Annotated in this window: 16 protein-coding genes and 1 tRNA gene; 15 read left to right on the top strand and 2 right to left on the bottom strand. The window is 73.3% G+C overall.

Annotation, left to right across the window (positions count from 1 at the left end; genetic code table 11):
* The first annotated feature begins 17 nt into the window (after nucleotides 1–17).
* The 10 genes from IDM29_RS00265 to IDM29_RS00220 all read left to right on the top strand — a co-directional run bounded on the left by IDM29_RS00265 (nucleotide 18) and on the right by IDM29_RS00220 (nucleotide 8,798).
* Nucleotides 18–860: a ParA family protein gene (locus IDM29_RS00265; protein WP_182114147.1), complete on the top strand. Its 843-nt coding sequence runs from the start codon at nucleotides 18–20 to the stop codon at nucleotides 858–860.
* Nucleotides 850–1,716, top strand: a complete 867-nt coding sequence (locus tag IDM29_RS00260; protein ID WP_182113828.1) for a ScpA family protein — start codon at nucleotides 850–852, stop codon at nucleotides 1,714–1,716. The genes IDM29_RS00265 and IDM29_RS00260 overlap by 11 nt, the downstream gene beginning before the upstream one ends.
* Nucleotides 1,713–2,378 (top strand): SMC-Scp complex subunit ScpB, encoded by a 666-nt coding sequence (gene scpB / locus IDM29_RS00255; RefSeq protein WP_182113829.1) that lies wholly within the window; start codon nucleotides 1,713–1,715, stop codon nucleotides 2,376–2,378. The genes IDM29_RS00260 and scpB overlap by 4 nt, the downstream gene beginning before the upstream one ends.
* Complete coding sequence (locus tag IDM29_RS00250; RefSeq protein WP_182113830.1) at nucleotides 2,375–3,133, top strand: pseudouridine synthase; 759 nt, start codon at nucleotides 2,375–2,377, stop codon at nucleotides 3,131–3,133. Before scpB ends, IDM29_RS00250 begins: the two co-directional genes overlap by 4 nt.
* A gap of 67 nt (nucleotides 3,134–3,200) precedes the next feature.
* Nucleotides 3,201–3,563, top strand: a complete 363-nt coding sequence (aroH, locus tag IDM29_RS00245) for a chorismate mutase (protein WP_182113831.1) — start codon at nucleotides 3,201–3,203, stop codon at nucleotides 3,561–3,563.
* Nucleotides 3,560–4,669, top strand: coding sequence for a prephenate dehydrogenase (locus IDM29_RS00240; RefSeq protein ID WP_182113832.1), 1,110 nt, complete (start codon nucleotides 3,560–3,562; stop codon nucleotides 4,667–4,669). Before aroH ends, IDM29_RS00240 begins: the two co-directional genes overlap by 4 nt.
* Complete coding sequence (cmk, locus tag IDM29_RS00235; protein ID WP_182113833.1) at nucleotides 4,666–5,388, top strand: (d)CMP kinase; 723 nt, start codon at nucleotides 4,666–4,668, stop codon at nucleotides 5,386–5,388. Before IDM29_RS00240 ends, cmk begins: the two co-directional genes overlap by 4 nt.
* Nucleotides 5,385–6,077, top strand: coding sequence for a 1-acyl-sn-glycerol-3-phosphate acyltransferase (locus IDM29_RS00230; RefSeq protein ID WP_182113834.1), 693 nt, complete (start codon nucleotides 5,385–5,387; stop codon nucleotides 6,075–6,077). The genes cmk and IDM29_RS00230 overlap by 4 nt, the downstream gene beginning before the upstream one ends.
* Nucleotides 6,078–6,120: 43 nt before the next feature.
* Entirely contained in the window at nucleotides 6,121–7,710 is a 1,590-nt protein-coding gene (gene der, locus IDM29_RS00225) for a ribosome biogenesis GTPase Der (RefSeq protein WP_182113835.1), read from the top strand.
* A complete protein-coding gene (locus IDM29_RS00220; protein ID WP_182113836.1) occupies nucleotides 7,707–8,798 on the top strand; it encodes a hypothetical protein in 1,092 nt (363 codons plus the stop codon). The genes der and IDM29_RS00220 overlap by 4 nt, the downstream gene beginning before the upstream one ends.
* A 45-nt stretch (nucleotides 8,799–8,843) precedes the next feature.
* On the opposite strand, the gene IDM29_RS00215 is transcribed toward IDM29_RS00220, so the two are convergent.
* The gene (locus IDM29_RS00215; protein ID WP_182113837.1) at nucleotides 8,844–9,356 is read right to left on the bottom strand and encodes a hypothetical protein; all 513 of its coding nucleotides are present in this window, start codon (nucleotides 9,354–9,356) and stop codon (nucleotides 8,844–8,846) included.
* Between the two features lie 107 nt (nucleotides 9,357–9,463).
* Here IDM29_RS00215 and IDM29_RS00210 point away from each other — a divergent pair, with 107 nt between their 5' ends.
* Nucleotides 9,464–9,988: a DUF4262 domain-containing protein gene (locus IDM29_RS00210; RefSeq protein ID WP_182113838.1), complete on the top strand. Its 525-nt coding sequence runs from the start codon at nucleotides 9,464–9,466 to the stop codon at nucleotides 9,986–9,988.
* An 83-nt stretch (nucleotides 9,989–10,071) separates the two neighbouring features.
* Nucleotides 10,072–10,145 (top strand) — tRNA-Pro (locus IDM29_RS00205).
* Between the two features lie 332 nt (nucleotides 10,146–10,477).
* Here IDM29_RS00205 and IDM29_RS00200 read toward each other — a convergent pair.
* Nucleotides 10,478–10,978 carry a hypothetical protein gene (locus IDM29_RS00200; protein WP_182113839.1) on the bottom strand — a complete coding sequence of 167 codons (501 nt, stop codon included), beginning with the start codon at nucleotides 10,976–10,978 and terminating at the stop codon, nucleotides 10,478–10,480.
* Between the two features lie 764 nt (nucleotides 10,979–11,742).
* On the opposite strand from IDM29_RS00200, the gene IDM29_RS00195 reads away from it, so the two are divergent.
* From IDM29_RS00195 to IDM29_RS00185, 3 genes are read left to right on the top strand one after another with little or no spacing between them, the layout of a single operon-like run.
* Nucleotides 11,743–12,090: a hypothetical protein gene (locus IDM29_RS00195; protein ID WP_182113840.1), complete on the top strand. Its 348-nt coding sequence runs from the start codon at nucleotides 11,743–11,745 to the stop codon at nucleotides 12,088–12,090.
* Nucleotides 12,078–12,395 (top strand): hypothetical protein, encoded by a 318-nt coding sequence (locus IDM29_RS00190; RefSeq protein WP_182113841.1) that lies wholly within the window; start codon nucleotides 12,078–12,080, stop codon nucleotides 12,393–12,395. The genes IDM29_RS00195 and IDM29_RS00190 overlap by 13 nt, the downstream gene beginning before the upstream one ends.
* A gap of 7 nt (nucleotides 12,396–12,402) precedes the next feature.
* A complete protein-coding gene (locus IDM29_RS00185) occupies nucleotides 12,403–13,440 on the top strand; it encodes an ImmA/IrrE family metallo-endopeptidase (protein WP_182113842.1) in 1,038 nt (345 codons plus the stop codon).
* Nucleotides 13,441–13,661: the final 221 nt, after the last annotated feature.

Below are 13,661 nucleotides of genomic sequence, written 5' to 3'. Positions count from 1 at the left end.
CGGACGCCCCCGAGACGATGGCGACCGACCCGGTCGGCCGCCCGTTGCCGGTGTTCGCCGACCCCGCGCCGCTCGCCTCCCACGGGCCGGCGCGCATCATCGCGCTGTGCAACCAGAAGGGCGGCGTCGGCAAGACGACGACCACCATCAACCTGGGCGCCGCCCTGGCCGACTACGGCCGCCGCGTGCTCATCGTCGACTTCGACCCGCAGGGCGCCGCGTCCGTCGGCCTCGGCACCTCGCCGCACGAGCTCGACAAGACCGTCTACAACCTGCTCATGGAGCGCAGCGCGTCGCTCGCCGACGTCATCCGCCCGACGGCGGTCGAGGGCCTCGACCTGCTGCCGGCGAACATCGACCTGTCGGCCGCCGAGGTGCAGCTGGTCGGCGAGGTCGCGCGCGAGTCGATCCTCTCGCGCGTCCTGCGGCCGGCCGAGGAGGAGTACGACGTCATCCTCGTCGACTGCCAGCCGTCGCTCGGCCTGCTGACGGTCAACGCGCTCACGGCCGCCCACGGCGTGCTCATCCCGCTCGAGTGCGAGTTCTTCGCGCTGCGCGGCGTCGCGCTCCTGGTCGAGACCGTCGAGAAGGTCCGGGACCGGCTCAACCCGCGCCTCGAGGTCGACGGCATCCTGGCCACGATGCACGACCCGCGCACGCTGCACTCCAAGGAGGTGCTCGCGCGCGTGCACGAGGCCTTCGGGGACCAGCTGCTCCACACGGTCATCGGCCGCACGGTGAAGTTCCCGGACTCGTCGGTCGCGGCCGAGCCCATCACCAGCTACGCCCCGTCGCACGCCGGAGCGGCGGCCTACCGCCAGCTCGCGCGCGAGCTCGTGGCGCGCGGCGATGCCGCCTGACGTCGCGGTCGCGACCGCAGCACCCACGACGCCGGCCCGCGGCGAGACCTCGCGCGGGGAGCCCTTCGAGGTCCACCTCGAGAACTTCACGGGGCCGTTCGACCTGCTGCTCGGCCTGATCGCGAAGCACAAGCTCGACATCACCGAGGTGGCCCTGGCCCAGGTGACCGACGAGTTCATCGCCGCGGTCCGCGCCGCCGAGCAGGGTGACGCGCCGTGGGAGCTGGGGCGCATCAGCGAGTTCCTCGTCGTGGCGGCCACGCTGCTCGACCTCAAGGCCGCGCGCCTGCTGCCCACGGGGGTGGTCGAGGACGCCGAGGACCTCGAGATGCTCGAGGCCCGGGACCTGCTGTTCGCGCGGCTGCTGCAGTACCGCGCCTACAAGGAGGCGGCCGCCGCCATGGCGGAGCGGCTCGCGGCGCAGGCGCGCAGCCTGCCGCGCGCCGTGGCCATGGAGCCGCAGCTCGCCGCCCTCCTGCCGGAGCTGGTGCTCGGGATCGGGGCCTCCGAGCTCGCGATCCTCGCGGCGCACGCGCTGCGGCCCCGCGAGGCGCCCCCGGGCGTGGACCTGTCCCACCTGCACGCGCCGGCGGTGTCCGTGCGCGAGCAGGCGGCGGTGCTGGTCGAGCGCCTGCGGCGCCACGGTGCCGGCTCGTTCCGGGCGCTCGTGCAGGACGCCGACTCGACGCTCGTCGTCGTCGTGCGCTTCCTGGCGCTGCTCGAGCTGTTCCGGGAGGGCGTCGTCGCGTTCGACCAGATCGACCCGCTCGGCGAGCTCACCGTGCGGTGGACGGGCGGCGAGGAGGGCGACGTCGACGTCGTCGACGACTACGACGGACAGGACGCACCGGCATGAGCGACGAGACGACCCCGGCGACACCCCCGGCGGAGCCGGAGGCGTCGCCCGCGGTGGACGAGCTGGCCTTCGAGGTCGCGGACCTGCCCGGGGGCGCCGCGGCGGCGGTCGAGGCCGTCCTCATGGTCGCGGACGAGCCGGTGAGCGCCGTGCAGCTCGCGACGGTGCTCGGCCTGCCGACCGAGGAGGTCGAGGGCCTGCTGCTCGCGCTCGCCGCCGAGTACCGCGGGGGACCGGGCCACCGCCCGCGCGGCTTCGAGCTGCGCCACGTCGCGGGCGGGTGGCGCATCTATTCGGCCCCCGCGCACGCCGACGTCGTCGGACGCTTCGTGCTCGACGGGCAGACCGCCCGCCTGACGCAGGCGGCGCTCGAGACGCTCGCCGTGATCGCCTACCGCCAGCCCGTCACGCGCGGCCAGGTCTCGGCGGTCCGCGGCGTGAACGTCGACTCCGTCGTCCGGACGCTGACCGCGCGCGGGCTCGTGGCCGAGCTCGGCACCGAGCCGAGCGGCGCGGTCCTGTACGGCACGACGTCGTACTTCCTGGAGCGCCTGGGCATGAGGAGCCTCGACGAGCTCCCGCCGCTGGCGCCCTACCTGCCTGACATCGAGTCGATCCAGCTGGACGACGACACCCGTAGCACCCGAGGAGCAGACGCATGAGTCCCCAGAAGCAGCGAGACGTGCACGACCCGGACGGGGTGCGGCTGCAGAAGGTGCTCGCGACGGCGGGCCTCGGCTCGCGCCGCGCGTGCGAGCGGCTCATCGAGGCCGGCCGGGTCGAGGTCGACGGCGTGAACGTGCGCGAGCTCGGCGTGCGGGTGGATCCGCGGCGCGCGGTCGTGCACGTCGACGGGATGCGGCTGCAGCTCGACACCTCGCTCGTGACGCTCGCGCTCAACAAGCCGCTCGGCGTCGTCTCGACGATGCACGACCCGCAGGGCCGCCCGTCGCTCGCGGACCTGGTGGCGGACCGCGAGGAGCGCCTGTTCCACGTCGGCCGGCTCGACGCGGAGACGGAGGGCCTGCTGCTGATGACGAACGACGGCGAGCTGGCCAACCGCCTCGCCCACCCCTCGCACGGCGTGCAGAAGACCTACCTGGCGACGGTCGAGGGCCGCCTCAAGGGCATCGTGGGCCAGCGCCTGCGCTCGGGCGTCGTGCTCGAGGACGGGCTGGCGAAGGTCGACGAGTTCCGGGTGGTCGACACGGCCCCGGACCGCACCCTCGTCGAGGTCGTGCTGCACGAGGGCCGCAACCACATCGTGCGCCGCCTCCTGGAGGAGGTCGGCCATCCCGTGACCCGGCTCGTGCGCACCCAGGTCGGTCCGATCCGGCTCGGCTCCCTGCGCCCGGGGCGCACGCGCGTCCTGGGCCGCGAGGAGCTCGGGGCGCTCATGACGGCGGTGGGGCTGTGACCCGGGCGCGGGCGGGTACGCTGCCCGCCGGTCGCGCCGGTCGGCGCGCCGACCAGGGAGGTGCCCGATGACCGTCCGCGCGATCCGCGGGGCGACCCAGCTCGAGCGCGACGACCGCGAGCACCTGTTCGAGCGGACCGCGGAGCTGGTCCGGGCGGTGCTCGAGGCGAACGAGCTCGACACCGACGCGCTCATCTCGATCCTCTTCACGTGCACGCCCGACCTGCGCAGCGACTTCCCCGCCACGGCCGCGCGCGAGATGGGCATGGGATCCGTGCCGCTCATGTGCTCGGTCGAGATCGACGTCCCCGGTGCGCTGCCGCGCGTCGTGCGGCTCATGGCGCACGCCGAGCTCGACCGGCCCCGCGAGGACGTCCGTCACGTGTACCTCCACGGCGCGACGGTGCTGCGTCGCGACCTGGCCCAGTGACCCCGGCCGCCACGCGCGGCCCCGTGCGCGTCGTCGGCACGGGTCTGCTCGGCGCGAGCATCGGCATGGGCCTGCGCGCGCTCGGCGTCGACGTGGTGCTGCACGACCCGTCGCGCACCACCCTCCTGCTCGCGCAGGACGTCGGCGCCGGACGGGTCGCGGCGCCGGACGAGCGCGACGTGCGCCTCGTGGTCGTGGCCGCCCCGCCCGACGTGACCGCCGACGTCGTCGCCGCCGAGCTCGAGGCGTTCCCCGACGCCGTGGTGACCGACGTCGCGAGCGTCAAGGGCGCCGTCCTGGCCGCGCTGCGCGAGCGTGGGGCGGACCTGACGCGCTACGTCGGCTCCCACCCGATGGCGGGCTCGGAGCGCACCGGGCCCACCGCGGCCAGGCCGGACCTGTTCCTCGGCCGGCCCTGGGTCGTCGTCGGCTCCGGCGCCTCCACCGGCGAGGCGCTCCTCGCGGTGCGCGGCCTGGTCACGGACCTCGGCGCGACGCCGATCCTGCTCGAGGCCGACGCCCACGACGACGCCGTCGCCCTCGTCTCGCACGTGCCGCAGATCGCGGCGTCGCTCGTCGCGGCGCGGCTGCGCGAGGCCGACCCGTCCGCGCTCGACCTCGCGGGCCAGGGGCTGCGCGACGTCACGCGCGTGGCCGGCAGCGACCCGGCGCTGTGGACCTCGATCCTCGCCGCGAACGCCGCCGCCGTCGCGCCCGTCCTGCGTGCGCTGCGCGACGACCTCGACGGCGTCGTGACGGCGCTCGAGAGCGCCGCGGTCCCGTCCGGGCAGGCGCCGCCGTCCGGCGCGCTCGGGACCGTCGCGGGCGCGATCGCCGCCGGGAACGCGGGCGTGGCCCGGATCCCGGGCAAGCACGGCGGTGCCCGCACCGCCTACGACGTCGTGACGGTCCTCGTGCCGGACCGGCCGGGCGAGCTCGCCCGGCTGCTGGCGGAGATCGGCGCGGCGGGGATCAACCTGGAGGAGCTCCAGCTCGAGCACGCCCCGCGGCAGGCCGTCGGCCTGGCGTCGGTCTCGGTGCTGCGCGGGCTGGGCGGCCGGCTCGAGGCCGAGCTGCGCGGACGTGGATGGAGGCTGGCCGGATGAGTGCGCTCGTCATCGCCGTCGACGGGCCCTCGGGCTCGGGGAAGTCGAGCGTGTGCCGCCAGGTCGCGGCGCGCCTCGGCCTGGCGTACCTGGACACGGGCGCGATGTACCGCGCGGCGACGTGGTGGTGCCTGGAGCAAGGCATCGACCTCGCCGACGGGCCGGCGGTCAGCGCCGCCGTGCACGCCATGGTCCTCGAGCTGGACCTCAACCCGCGGTTCCCGGTGTTCCGGGTCGGTGGGACCGACGTCGGCACCGCGATCCGCACCGGGGAGATCTCGGCGGCCGTCAGCGCCGTGGCGACGAACCTCGACGTGCGCGCCGACCTCGGCGCCCGCCAGCGGCGCGTCATCGAGGTCGAGCGCGGGACGCAGGGGTTCGCCGAGGGCAGGGGCGTCGTCGTGGAGGGCCGCGACATCACCACCGTCATCGCGCCCGACGCCGACGTCCGCATCCTGCTCACGGCGAGCGAGGAGGCGCGCCTGGCGCGCCGCGCGCGCGAGCTGCACGGGTCCGCCGACGCGACGAGCCTCGCCGCGACGCGGGACCAGGTCGTGCGGCGCGACGAGCAGGACTCCACGGTGGTCGAGTTCCGCACCGCCGCCGACGGGGTCGTGACCGTCGACTCGTCCGAGCTCGACCTCGAGCAGACGGTGGAGGCGGTCCTGGCCGTCGTCGAGCGGTCGACCGGCCGGTCCGCCCACACGCCGACGCCGTGAGCCTGAAGCCGGCGGCGGGCGACCCCGCGTCGAGCCCGCCCGGGGGCAGGCCCGTGCCGCGGTGGTCACGCGCGGTGGGCCGGTTCCTCGCCCACGTCGTGTGGCGCACGCGCGTCGTGGGCGCGCACCACGTGCCCGCCAGCGGGCCCGTGATCCTCGCCGCCAACCACCTCGGCGTGGCCGACGGCCCCGTGCTGCACGGCGCGGCCCCGCGCGGCACGCACATCCTGGTCAAGGAGGAGGCCTTCCGCGGCCCGGTCGGGTCGATCCTGCGCGCCGCGGGGCAGATCCCGGTCGACCGCAGCGGGGGGCGCGCCGCCCTGGTGACGGCCCTGGCCGTGCTGCGGCGCGGCGACGTCGTCGGGATCTTCCCCGAGGGCAACCGCGGCCGGGGCGACGGGTCCACGGGTCGCGCGGGCGTCGCCTGGCTCGCGGTGACGTCCGGCGCGCCGGTCGTGCCGGTCGCCGTGCTGGGGACTCGACGCACGGGGGAGTCCACGGGGCGTCTGCCCGGGCCGCGGCGGCGGCTCCACGTCGAGTTCGGCCCGCCGCTCGTGCTGGAGCGCGCGCCGGGCGTCAGCGGCCGGGCGGCCGTCGAGCAGGCGAACGCGGCCCTGCGCGAGGCGCTCGGCGCCCACGTCGTCGCCGTCGTGGGGCGCGCGGGGCTCCCGCTGCCCGACGACGCCTGACGCCGGTTCGTCGGCGGGGCCTCCGGCAGGGGAGGATGGGCCCATGACCGACCAGCACCGCGACGACGTCGTGCCCGACGCCGCACCCCCCGCCGAGCCCGCAGCCCTTCCCGAGGGCGCCGACGAGTACGGCGAGTACGACGGCGACCTCGACGCCCCCGCGCTCGTCGCGCCCGACGCCTCGGTGCCGCAGACGCCCGAGGAGCTCGCGCGCGAGCAGGCGCTGCGCGCCGGCCTCGACGACTTCGAGCTGGCCGAGGAGGACCTCGCCCTGCTCGACGGCCAGGGCGAGGGCGACGGCACCGCGACGCCGGCGGGCCCGCTGCCCGTGCTCGCCGTCGTCGGCCGGCCCAACGTCGGCAAGTCGACCCTGGTCAACCGCATCCTGGGCCGCCGCGAGGCGGTCGTGGAGGACAAGCCCGGCGTCACGCGCGACCGGGTGAGCTACCCGGCGGAGTGGGCCGGCACGGACTTCACGCTCGTCGACACCGGCGGCTGGGAGGTCGACGTCGCGGGGATCCACGCGCGCGTCGCCGAGCAGGCCGAGATCGCGATCGACCTGGCCGACGTCGTCATCTTCGTCGTCGACGCGACCGTGGGTGCGACGTCGACGGACGAGCAGGTCGTGCGGCTGCTGCGCAAGGCCGGCAAGCCCGTGGTCCTGGCCGCGAACAAGGTCGACGGCCCGCGCGGCGAGTCCGACGCGGCCGAGCTGTGGAGCCTCGGCCTGGGCGAGCCGCACCCGATCTCCGCGCTGCACGGGCGGGGGATGGGCGACCTGCTCGACGCCGCCGTCGACCTGCTGCCCGAGGTCTCCGCCAAGGGCTCGGCGCGACCGGGCGGGCCGCGCCGCGTCGCGCTCGTCGGGCGCCCCAACGTCGGCAAGTCGAGCCTGCTGAACAAGCTGCTCGGCGAGGACCGCGTCGTCGTCGACGCCGAGGCGGGCACGACGCGCGACCCGGTGGACGAGCTCGTCGAGCTCGGCGGCAAGACCTGGTGGTTCGTCGACACCGCGGGCATCCGTCGTCGCGTGCACCAGACCACCGGCGCCGACTTCTACGCCTCGCTGCGCACGCAGGCCGCGATCGAGAAGGCCGAGGTCGCCGTCGTCCTGGTCGACGCGAGCACCAAGATGACCGAGCAGGACACGCGCGTCATCTCGCAGGTCGTCGACGCGGGCCGCGCGCTGGTCATCGCGTACAACAAGTGGGACCTCATGGACGAGGACCGCCGTCCGTACCTGGAGCGCGAGATCGAGCAGGACCTCGTGCAGGTGCAGTGGGCCCCGCGCGTGAACCTGTCCGCCCGGACCGGGTGGCACCGCGACCGGCTCGTGCCGGCGATCGAGAAGTCCCTGGCGTCGTGGGACATGCGCATCCCCACGGGGCGGCTCAACGCCTTCCTCGGCGAGCTCGTCGCCGCGCACCCGCACCCGCTGCGTGGCGGCAAGCAGCCGCGCATCCTGTTCGCCACGCAGGCGGACACGCGCCCGCCGCGCTTCGTCATCTTCGCCACGGGCTTCCTCGAGGCGGGCTACCGCCGGTTCATCGAGCGGCGCCTGCGCGAGACGTTCGGCTTCGAGGGCTCGCCGATCTCCATCTCGGTGCGGGTGCGGGAGAAGCGCAAGCGGTGACCGGGACGCGGGCGCCAGCCGCGCGCGCGGGCCGGGAGACGACCGCCGCGCGCGGCCCGGTGCTGCGCCTCGGCCTGCCCCGCGACCCCGCGGCGACGTCGCACCTGACGACGTTCGTCGTCGCGACCGTCGCGGCGGTGCTGCTCACGCGCGGGTTCCTGGCCGCCACGGGCTACCCGCAGATCGGCGGGGGCGGCCTGCACGTGGCGCACGTGCTGTGGGGCGGCCTGCTGATGGCGCTCGCCTTCGTGCTGCTGCTGTCGTTCGCCGGCCCGGTCGTGCGCCCCGTGGGTGCGCTCGTCGGCGGCGTCGGCTTCGGCCTGTTCGTCGACGAGATCGGCAAGTTCGTCACGTCCGACAACGACTACTTCTACGAACCGACGGCGGCGCTGATCTACGGCACGGTCGTGGTGCTCGTGCTGCTGGGCGAGATGCTGCACGGCCGGCGCGAGCACCACCCCGCGGAGTACCTCGCGGCGGCCGCGGACCAGGCGGTCGCCGGGCTCGCGGGCGGCTTCACGCCGAGCGCCCGGGCGGAGGCCAAGGACCTGCTGGAGCGCGCCGGGCCGGTGCGGGGCGCCGCCGAGGTCGCTGCCGTGCTCGACGTGGTGGACGACGACGAGCACGAGCTGCCCAACCCCGTGGGCGCGGCGAGCCGTGCCGTCGTGCGCACCATGCGCCGGCTCGTCACCGCGCGCTGGGTGCCGTGGGTGACCGTCGGGGTGCTGGTGCTCACGTCCCTGGTCACGGTCGGCCGTGGGCTGGCGGCCTGGTGGGGTGGCGCGGACGTGCTCTGGTGGGTGCTCGCAGGGCTGCTCCTCAGCGCGGCGGCCTCGACGGCGTTGGCCGTCGCGGGGCTCGTCGTGGTGCGCCGCGACCGCCTGGCCGGCTACCTGCTCTTCCGCCGCGCCGTCCTGGTGAGCCTGCTGTTCACGCAGGTGTTCCTCTTCCGGATCCAGGAGTGGACCGCGACCGCTGGCGTGCTCGTGGACCTCGTGGTGCTGGGCCTGGTCGCCGCGGAGCTCAATCAGATCAGCGAGGCGCGGCGCCACCGGAGCGAGCGCGCTGGGGAGCGGTCGGGCGGCTGACGGCCAGCCGGCCCGCAGTGCCACGAGCGGCGCGCGGGCGGCGGATCAGCAGGGCGCGGGGTTCGAGCAGCGGTAGCGCCCGTCGTCGAGCACATCGACCACGTAGCTGCGGCCGGCGGCCGGCTCGCCGTCGAGGTCGTCACGGTCCACGGACCAGACCTCCACCTGCTGCGGCATCCAGCCGCACACCGTGTCGGGCTCGACGGCGATGCGCAGGCGCACGGTCCGGTCGTTCTCGTCCACCACGAGCTGGCTGACCTCGGTGCACTGCCCGTAGGACGCGATGAGGAGGGCGACCTCGTCCAGGTCCGCCTCCTCGACGGGCGCGGTGTCGAGCGTGAAGGCTTCGGGGAGCGCGTCGAGGAAGGCGTCGCGGTCGGCGTCCGAGGTGAGCAGCCGCGGCTTGCGTGCGTCGATGTCGACCACGGCGTCGTCGTCGGCCTCGGACCACCCCACGACGAGGTCGCCGATCTCGCGCCGGTCGTCGAGTCCGGGGCCGGGGGCTGCGCACCCCGCGCACAGGAGGACCACGGCGAGGGCTCCGGCGGTGCGTCGCACGTGGCCTCCGCGGCTCGGGGAGAGGGGCGGGTCCGACCGTAGCGCTCCGGTCGTGTCGGCGCCCGGTCGTAGCGTCGCGGCCAGGACACGACGAGAGGGGTGGCGCGATGTGCGTGGAGTGTGACGAGGCGGCGTGGGGCGAGGGACCGCGGTGGGGCGACGAGTGGTCCTGGTTCGACGAGGAGGCGCGGCGGCCGCGCGGCGCCCGGTACCTGGAGGAGATCGCCGAGACGGGCTGGGCGGTGTGCACGGTCCCGGGCGACGGCCTCGAGCTGCCGTACGGCTACACGGTGGGGCTGACCCGCTACCACGGGCACCCGGAGGTGATGGTCAGCGGGGTCGACTCGTGCGGGGCCATGGAGTACCTCGACCGTGTCGGGGCGCGGGTGCGCGCGGGGGAGCGGTTCGGCTTCGGCGACGAGGTGGAGCTCGGCGCGGAGCGGGGCGTGTTCCTCGCGGTCGACCAGCCCGAGCGCCTGGACATCGCCCAGGCGGTCTACGGCCACCCGGAGACGAGCGTGGTGCCGGCGCTCCAGCTCGTGGTCTCCGACGACGCCGGCCGGTGGCCGTGGGAGCGCGGCTGGCAGGGCTGGGCGCAGGTGCTCTACGGGACGCCGCGGGCGGTCGGCTGACGTCTGGGTGCGTGGAGTGGTCCCCGGTGGGGCCGAGGCTGCGATAGAGTTCTCCAGGCCCTCCGGCGTAGCCGGTCGGCCATCGGGATGTGGCGCAGCTTGGTAGCGCACTTGACTGGGGGTCAAGGGGTCGCAGGTTCAAATCCTGTCATCCCGACAGTGTTAATGCTGGTCAGAGGCCCGCACCGCTTCGGCGGGGCGGGCCTCTGTGCGTCCGGTAGGCCTATCGGTAGGCCTAAGTACGCCCTGGACGAACAGGGACGGCGACGTAGGCAGTTGGATGTCCGGTGGATGCATGAATGAGAACCGCCTGGGTGCGCCACTCCGGCGGCGAGTAACGCCACCAGGCACAGATGTGCTGGCTGCCCGGCGGTCATGTGCGCGGAAGATCAGCGCGAGCTCGTACCGGCGATGGTCCGGTGCACTGACGGGGAGGCGTCGCGTGCGCGACAACGCGCAGCTCGGCGCCCTCCGAGGCGCCGGGGGCGCTCAGTTCGGTGTGGGTGGTGGCACATCAACCGTCACCAGGACGCTCCACCACTCGTCGCCGACCGCCGCATCGGCCTGGATCTGCAGACGCTGTTGCGAGACATCGTTCAGCTCAAGTTGCCAGGTCGCGCGATCGAATGGCTTAAGGGCAACACCGTTGTGCACCGGTGCGAAGGCCTCGTGGTGCGGCGATCGACTCGACGTGTCTATGCCCAACTGGCCCGACGAGAACTGCACGTCCACCGGCGCGTCCAGCAAGCGCACCCGCAACTCCGTCAGCGCCGGCGAGGTCTCCAGTCGCAGACACAATCGGGCGTAGGGGGCCGCGTGCTTCAGCCGCTCCACCTCCCCGCTGATGCGTGGCACCACCTCGTCGTGACGGCGGGCTTCCTCCAGCGCGAGCGTTCCTGACGCGGCTTTCGCCTGTCGGCGGGTGTACCAGGCCGCAGCCACGGCCACAGCTAGGGCGAGAAGCGAGATCACGAGCGCCGCGATGGTCACATGTGGATCATCCCGCCCACTTCGGTCGCCGCGCCCCGATTCGCGGAGAGACGCACCTCCGGCGGCGCCCTACTCCTTCAAGGGATCACTCCGTAGAGGGGCGTCCGTGTCGAACCGCACCCGCTGGGCAGCCGCCCTGCCGTGCCTTCGGCTCTATGCCGAATCAGGAAGCCAAGCGCGGGGACGTCTACCGGGTCCACCGGTCGGCGACCGTCGAACAGGACGACCTCCGTGCTGCGCATCCGATGGTGTGCGTGGCTGAGCAGCCGAGGGACCCTGCAGCCTGGAAGGGTATGGCGCGGGTTTCGACGGGAGCCCAGCCAGAGGACCTGGAGAGCCCTCAGCGCGCCGACCTGCCATTCACGAAGGATGGGCACTGGACGTACCGTTACCTCCGCGCGGTGAAGAAGTCGCTAACTGGGGACCCTGGACTCTGCCCGTTCCAGGTCACCCTGCCCGAGCCTTTGAGGACGGAAGTTCTCGACCACTACAAGAACCGGCCTCGCGCGGACGGCACCACTAGGAAGATGGGTTCACACTGAACCGGATGGCCGGATACTCCCTGACCGAAGCACCTGCCGGCGTCGTGAACCCGGAGGTCTGGACCAAACGGCGTGCCCGACAGGGTCGCTGCGGGGGACTTGTGGTTGCTGTCGTGGGACGGAATCGGCTTGGGCCTTGGCGTGATCTCCGCACACATGCGTGACTACGTCCTGATGTGGCCAGTGACGCTTCCGTCCGAGCCGAGCCACTCTCCAGCTCTGTTGACCGAGGACAGCCCGCTCGGCGTGCCCGTGAGCATCTGGCCCACCCGCGAGACGGGCGTCGGTGACGCGTTGCTGCACCGCCGCCTGGGCCGGCTGCTCACACCCCGCCTCATGGTCGCGATCGAGGACGCGCTCGACGAGGACGAGAGCCCTCCACTACCGATCGCGGCTCCTCCGTCGGACCCGGCCCAGCAGCGCGCCCAGGACGAGGAGATGATCGACCGTTGGGAGGCGATCTGCCTGATGCAGTGGCCAGCGCCGACGGCGACGGACCTCAGGCTTGATCGTGAGGCTGCCGGCCGCCACGGCCTGACGCCAACCCGCCTGAGCCAGTGCTCGAGGTAGACGCTGGCGAAGCGGTCGCGCTCCAATTGGGCGAGGTCCCCCTTGCACCGGAGCAGGCGGAGGCCATCGCAGCCGACCTCGAAGTGGCAGTCACCGAGCTCGTTTCGCCGACGCGCGTAACGGCCACGACCGCCCTCCTGGACCCGGTGTGGAAGAGCGACGTTCTACGGGTAGCGGCTTCTCGTGCCATCGGCGAGGCATCGGCCCGTGACCTCGTTGCCACGGAGTTCGCGCTCGCCGCGCGGTCGTCGAACTCTCCGGCCGACTTGGTCCGCGCGGCGTTCGCTCGCCTTCTGTGCGAGTGAGGCTGCGATGGCCCGCGACCTCCGAGATATGGCGGCTCGCCACGCACATCGGGAGATCGCCGACGCGCTGCTCGACCTCGAGGCTGGCCGGCGCGTTTATGACTTCGCTCGGCTGGCGGACGACCCTGCAGAAGAGCTAGGCATCGTCGGTGAGGTTGAAGTCCACTTCGACACCGTGACGCCCGGAGACTGTGGCGTCTCCGGCTACTACCGGCACGACGGGCCGCGCGGCCCGCAGATTGTCGTGCACCCGTCGGGCGTGTCAACCCGTGACAACTTCACGATCCTGCACGAGTTCGCCCACCACTTGCAGCGCACCCACCTTGCCTGGGCGGACGTGTGGGTCACGATGGGGGAACGCGAGGCCCGACTGCTCAACGAGGGCACCGCCGATGCCGTTGCCGCCGAAATCCTCATCCCTGGCGACCAGGCAGCTTTCTCGGCTTCGGATGTCACCGCCGCGGATCTCGCGCAGGCACATCTGGCGCACCCGTCCGTGTCGCGTTCGGCTGTCGGCTATCGGGCGCTGAGCGACGCACAGCCTGCGGACAACCTCGCCGTTGCGGTCCTCGATCTGGATGGGTGCGTGGTATTCGCCAGGTCCGTGGGAACCGTCATGGCGCCGCGTCGTGGGGCCGTGCAGGAAGCCCTCGCAGCGCTGGTAACCCGAGCCACCGAGGGGTCCGGGCAGGTGTCCGGGACGCTGCTCCCTGGCCTTGAGGCAGGGTCCGGGTATATCCAGGACGGCTTGGCCGCGTCGCTGGCACTCGATGCCAATGGCGAGTACGCGTTCGCCGTAGTCAGGCCACTGCATCGGTACGTTGCACCGCGCTGGTCCAAGGAGCAGCGCGAGTGCTCGAGTCCTGCATGCGAGCACGTGTTCGAGACCGACGACCAGACCAGCTGGTGTCGCCGCTGCCACGCGCCGCTCTGCCCGGAGTGCGGTGCCTGTGCCTGCGAGGCACAACGGGCGGTGTGCAGCGCGTGCGGGTTGACACTCAGCAACGCTGAGGAGTCCGATCCGAGTCGTCATGAGTGCTGGTGACGTCTAGGACGGACAGGGTGAGATGACAAGGCGACGGCGCCTTGGCCGGGGTCATACAGTTGTTCGGGTGGAAGACCTGGCGGCGTTCCTACGTACCCAGCCGCTGGGAGACCCACGTCCGAGTGGAAGTCAGCTGAACTCCCGCTCGAGGACGCGATGATGGGGGCAACACCCCACCTAGAAGGTCTGAAACCACGAACGTCACTTCTCTTGGCAGTTGA

Source organism: Actinotalea sp. JY-7885 (genome assembly GCF_014525465.1).
Lineage (GTDB): Bacteria > Actinomycetota > Actinomycetes > Actinomycetales > Cellulomonadaceae > Actinotalea.
Note: the sequence above shows the minus strand (reverse complement) of the source record. Positions and strands in the feature narration are given on the sequence as shown.

Coding starts and splice junctions, on each gene's coding strand:
- IDM29_RS00210 (WP_182113838.1), top strand. CDS start 9,464: ATGTGCGTGGAGTGTGACGAGGCGGCGTGGGGCGAGGGACCGCGGTGG.
- IDM29_RS00265 (WP_182114147.1), top strand. CDS start 18: ATGGCGACCGACCCGGTCGGCCGCCCGTTGCCGGTGTTCGCCGACCCC.
- IDM29_RS00185 (WP_182113842.1), top strand. CDS start 12,403: ATGGCCCGCGACCTCCGAGATATGGCGGCTCGCCACGCACATCGGGAG.
- IDM29_RS00260 (WP_182113828.1), top strand. CDS start 850: ATGCCGCCTGACGTCGCGGTCGCGACCGCAGCACCCACGACGCCGGCC.
- scpB (WP_182113829.1), top strand. CDS start 1,713: ATGAGCGACGAGACGACCCCGGCGACACCCCCGGCGGAGCCGGAGGCG.
- IDM29_RS00250 (WP_182113830.1), top strand. CDS start 2,375: ATGAGTCCCCAGAAGCAGCGAGACGTGCACGACCCGGACGGGGTGCGG.
- aroH (WP_182113831.1), top strand. CDS start 3,201: ATGACCGTCCGCGCGATCCGCGGGGCGACCCAGCTCGAGCGCGACGAC.
- der (WP_182113835.1), top strand. CDS start 6,121: ATGACCGACCAGCACCGCGACGACGTCGTGCCCGACGCCGCACCCCCC.
- cmk (WP_182113833.1), top strand. CDS start 4,666: ATGAGTGCGCTCGTCATCGCCGTCGACGGGCCCTCGGGCTCGGGGAAG.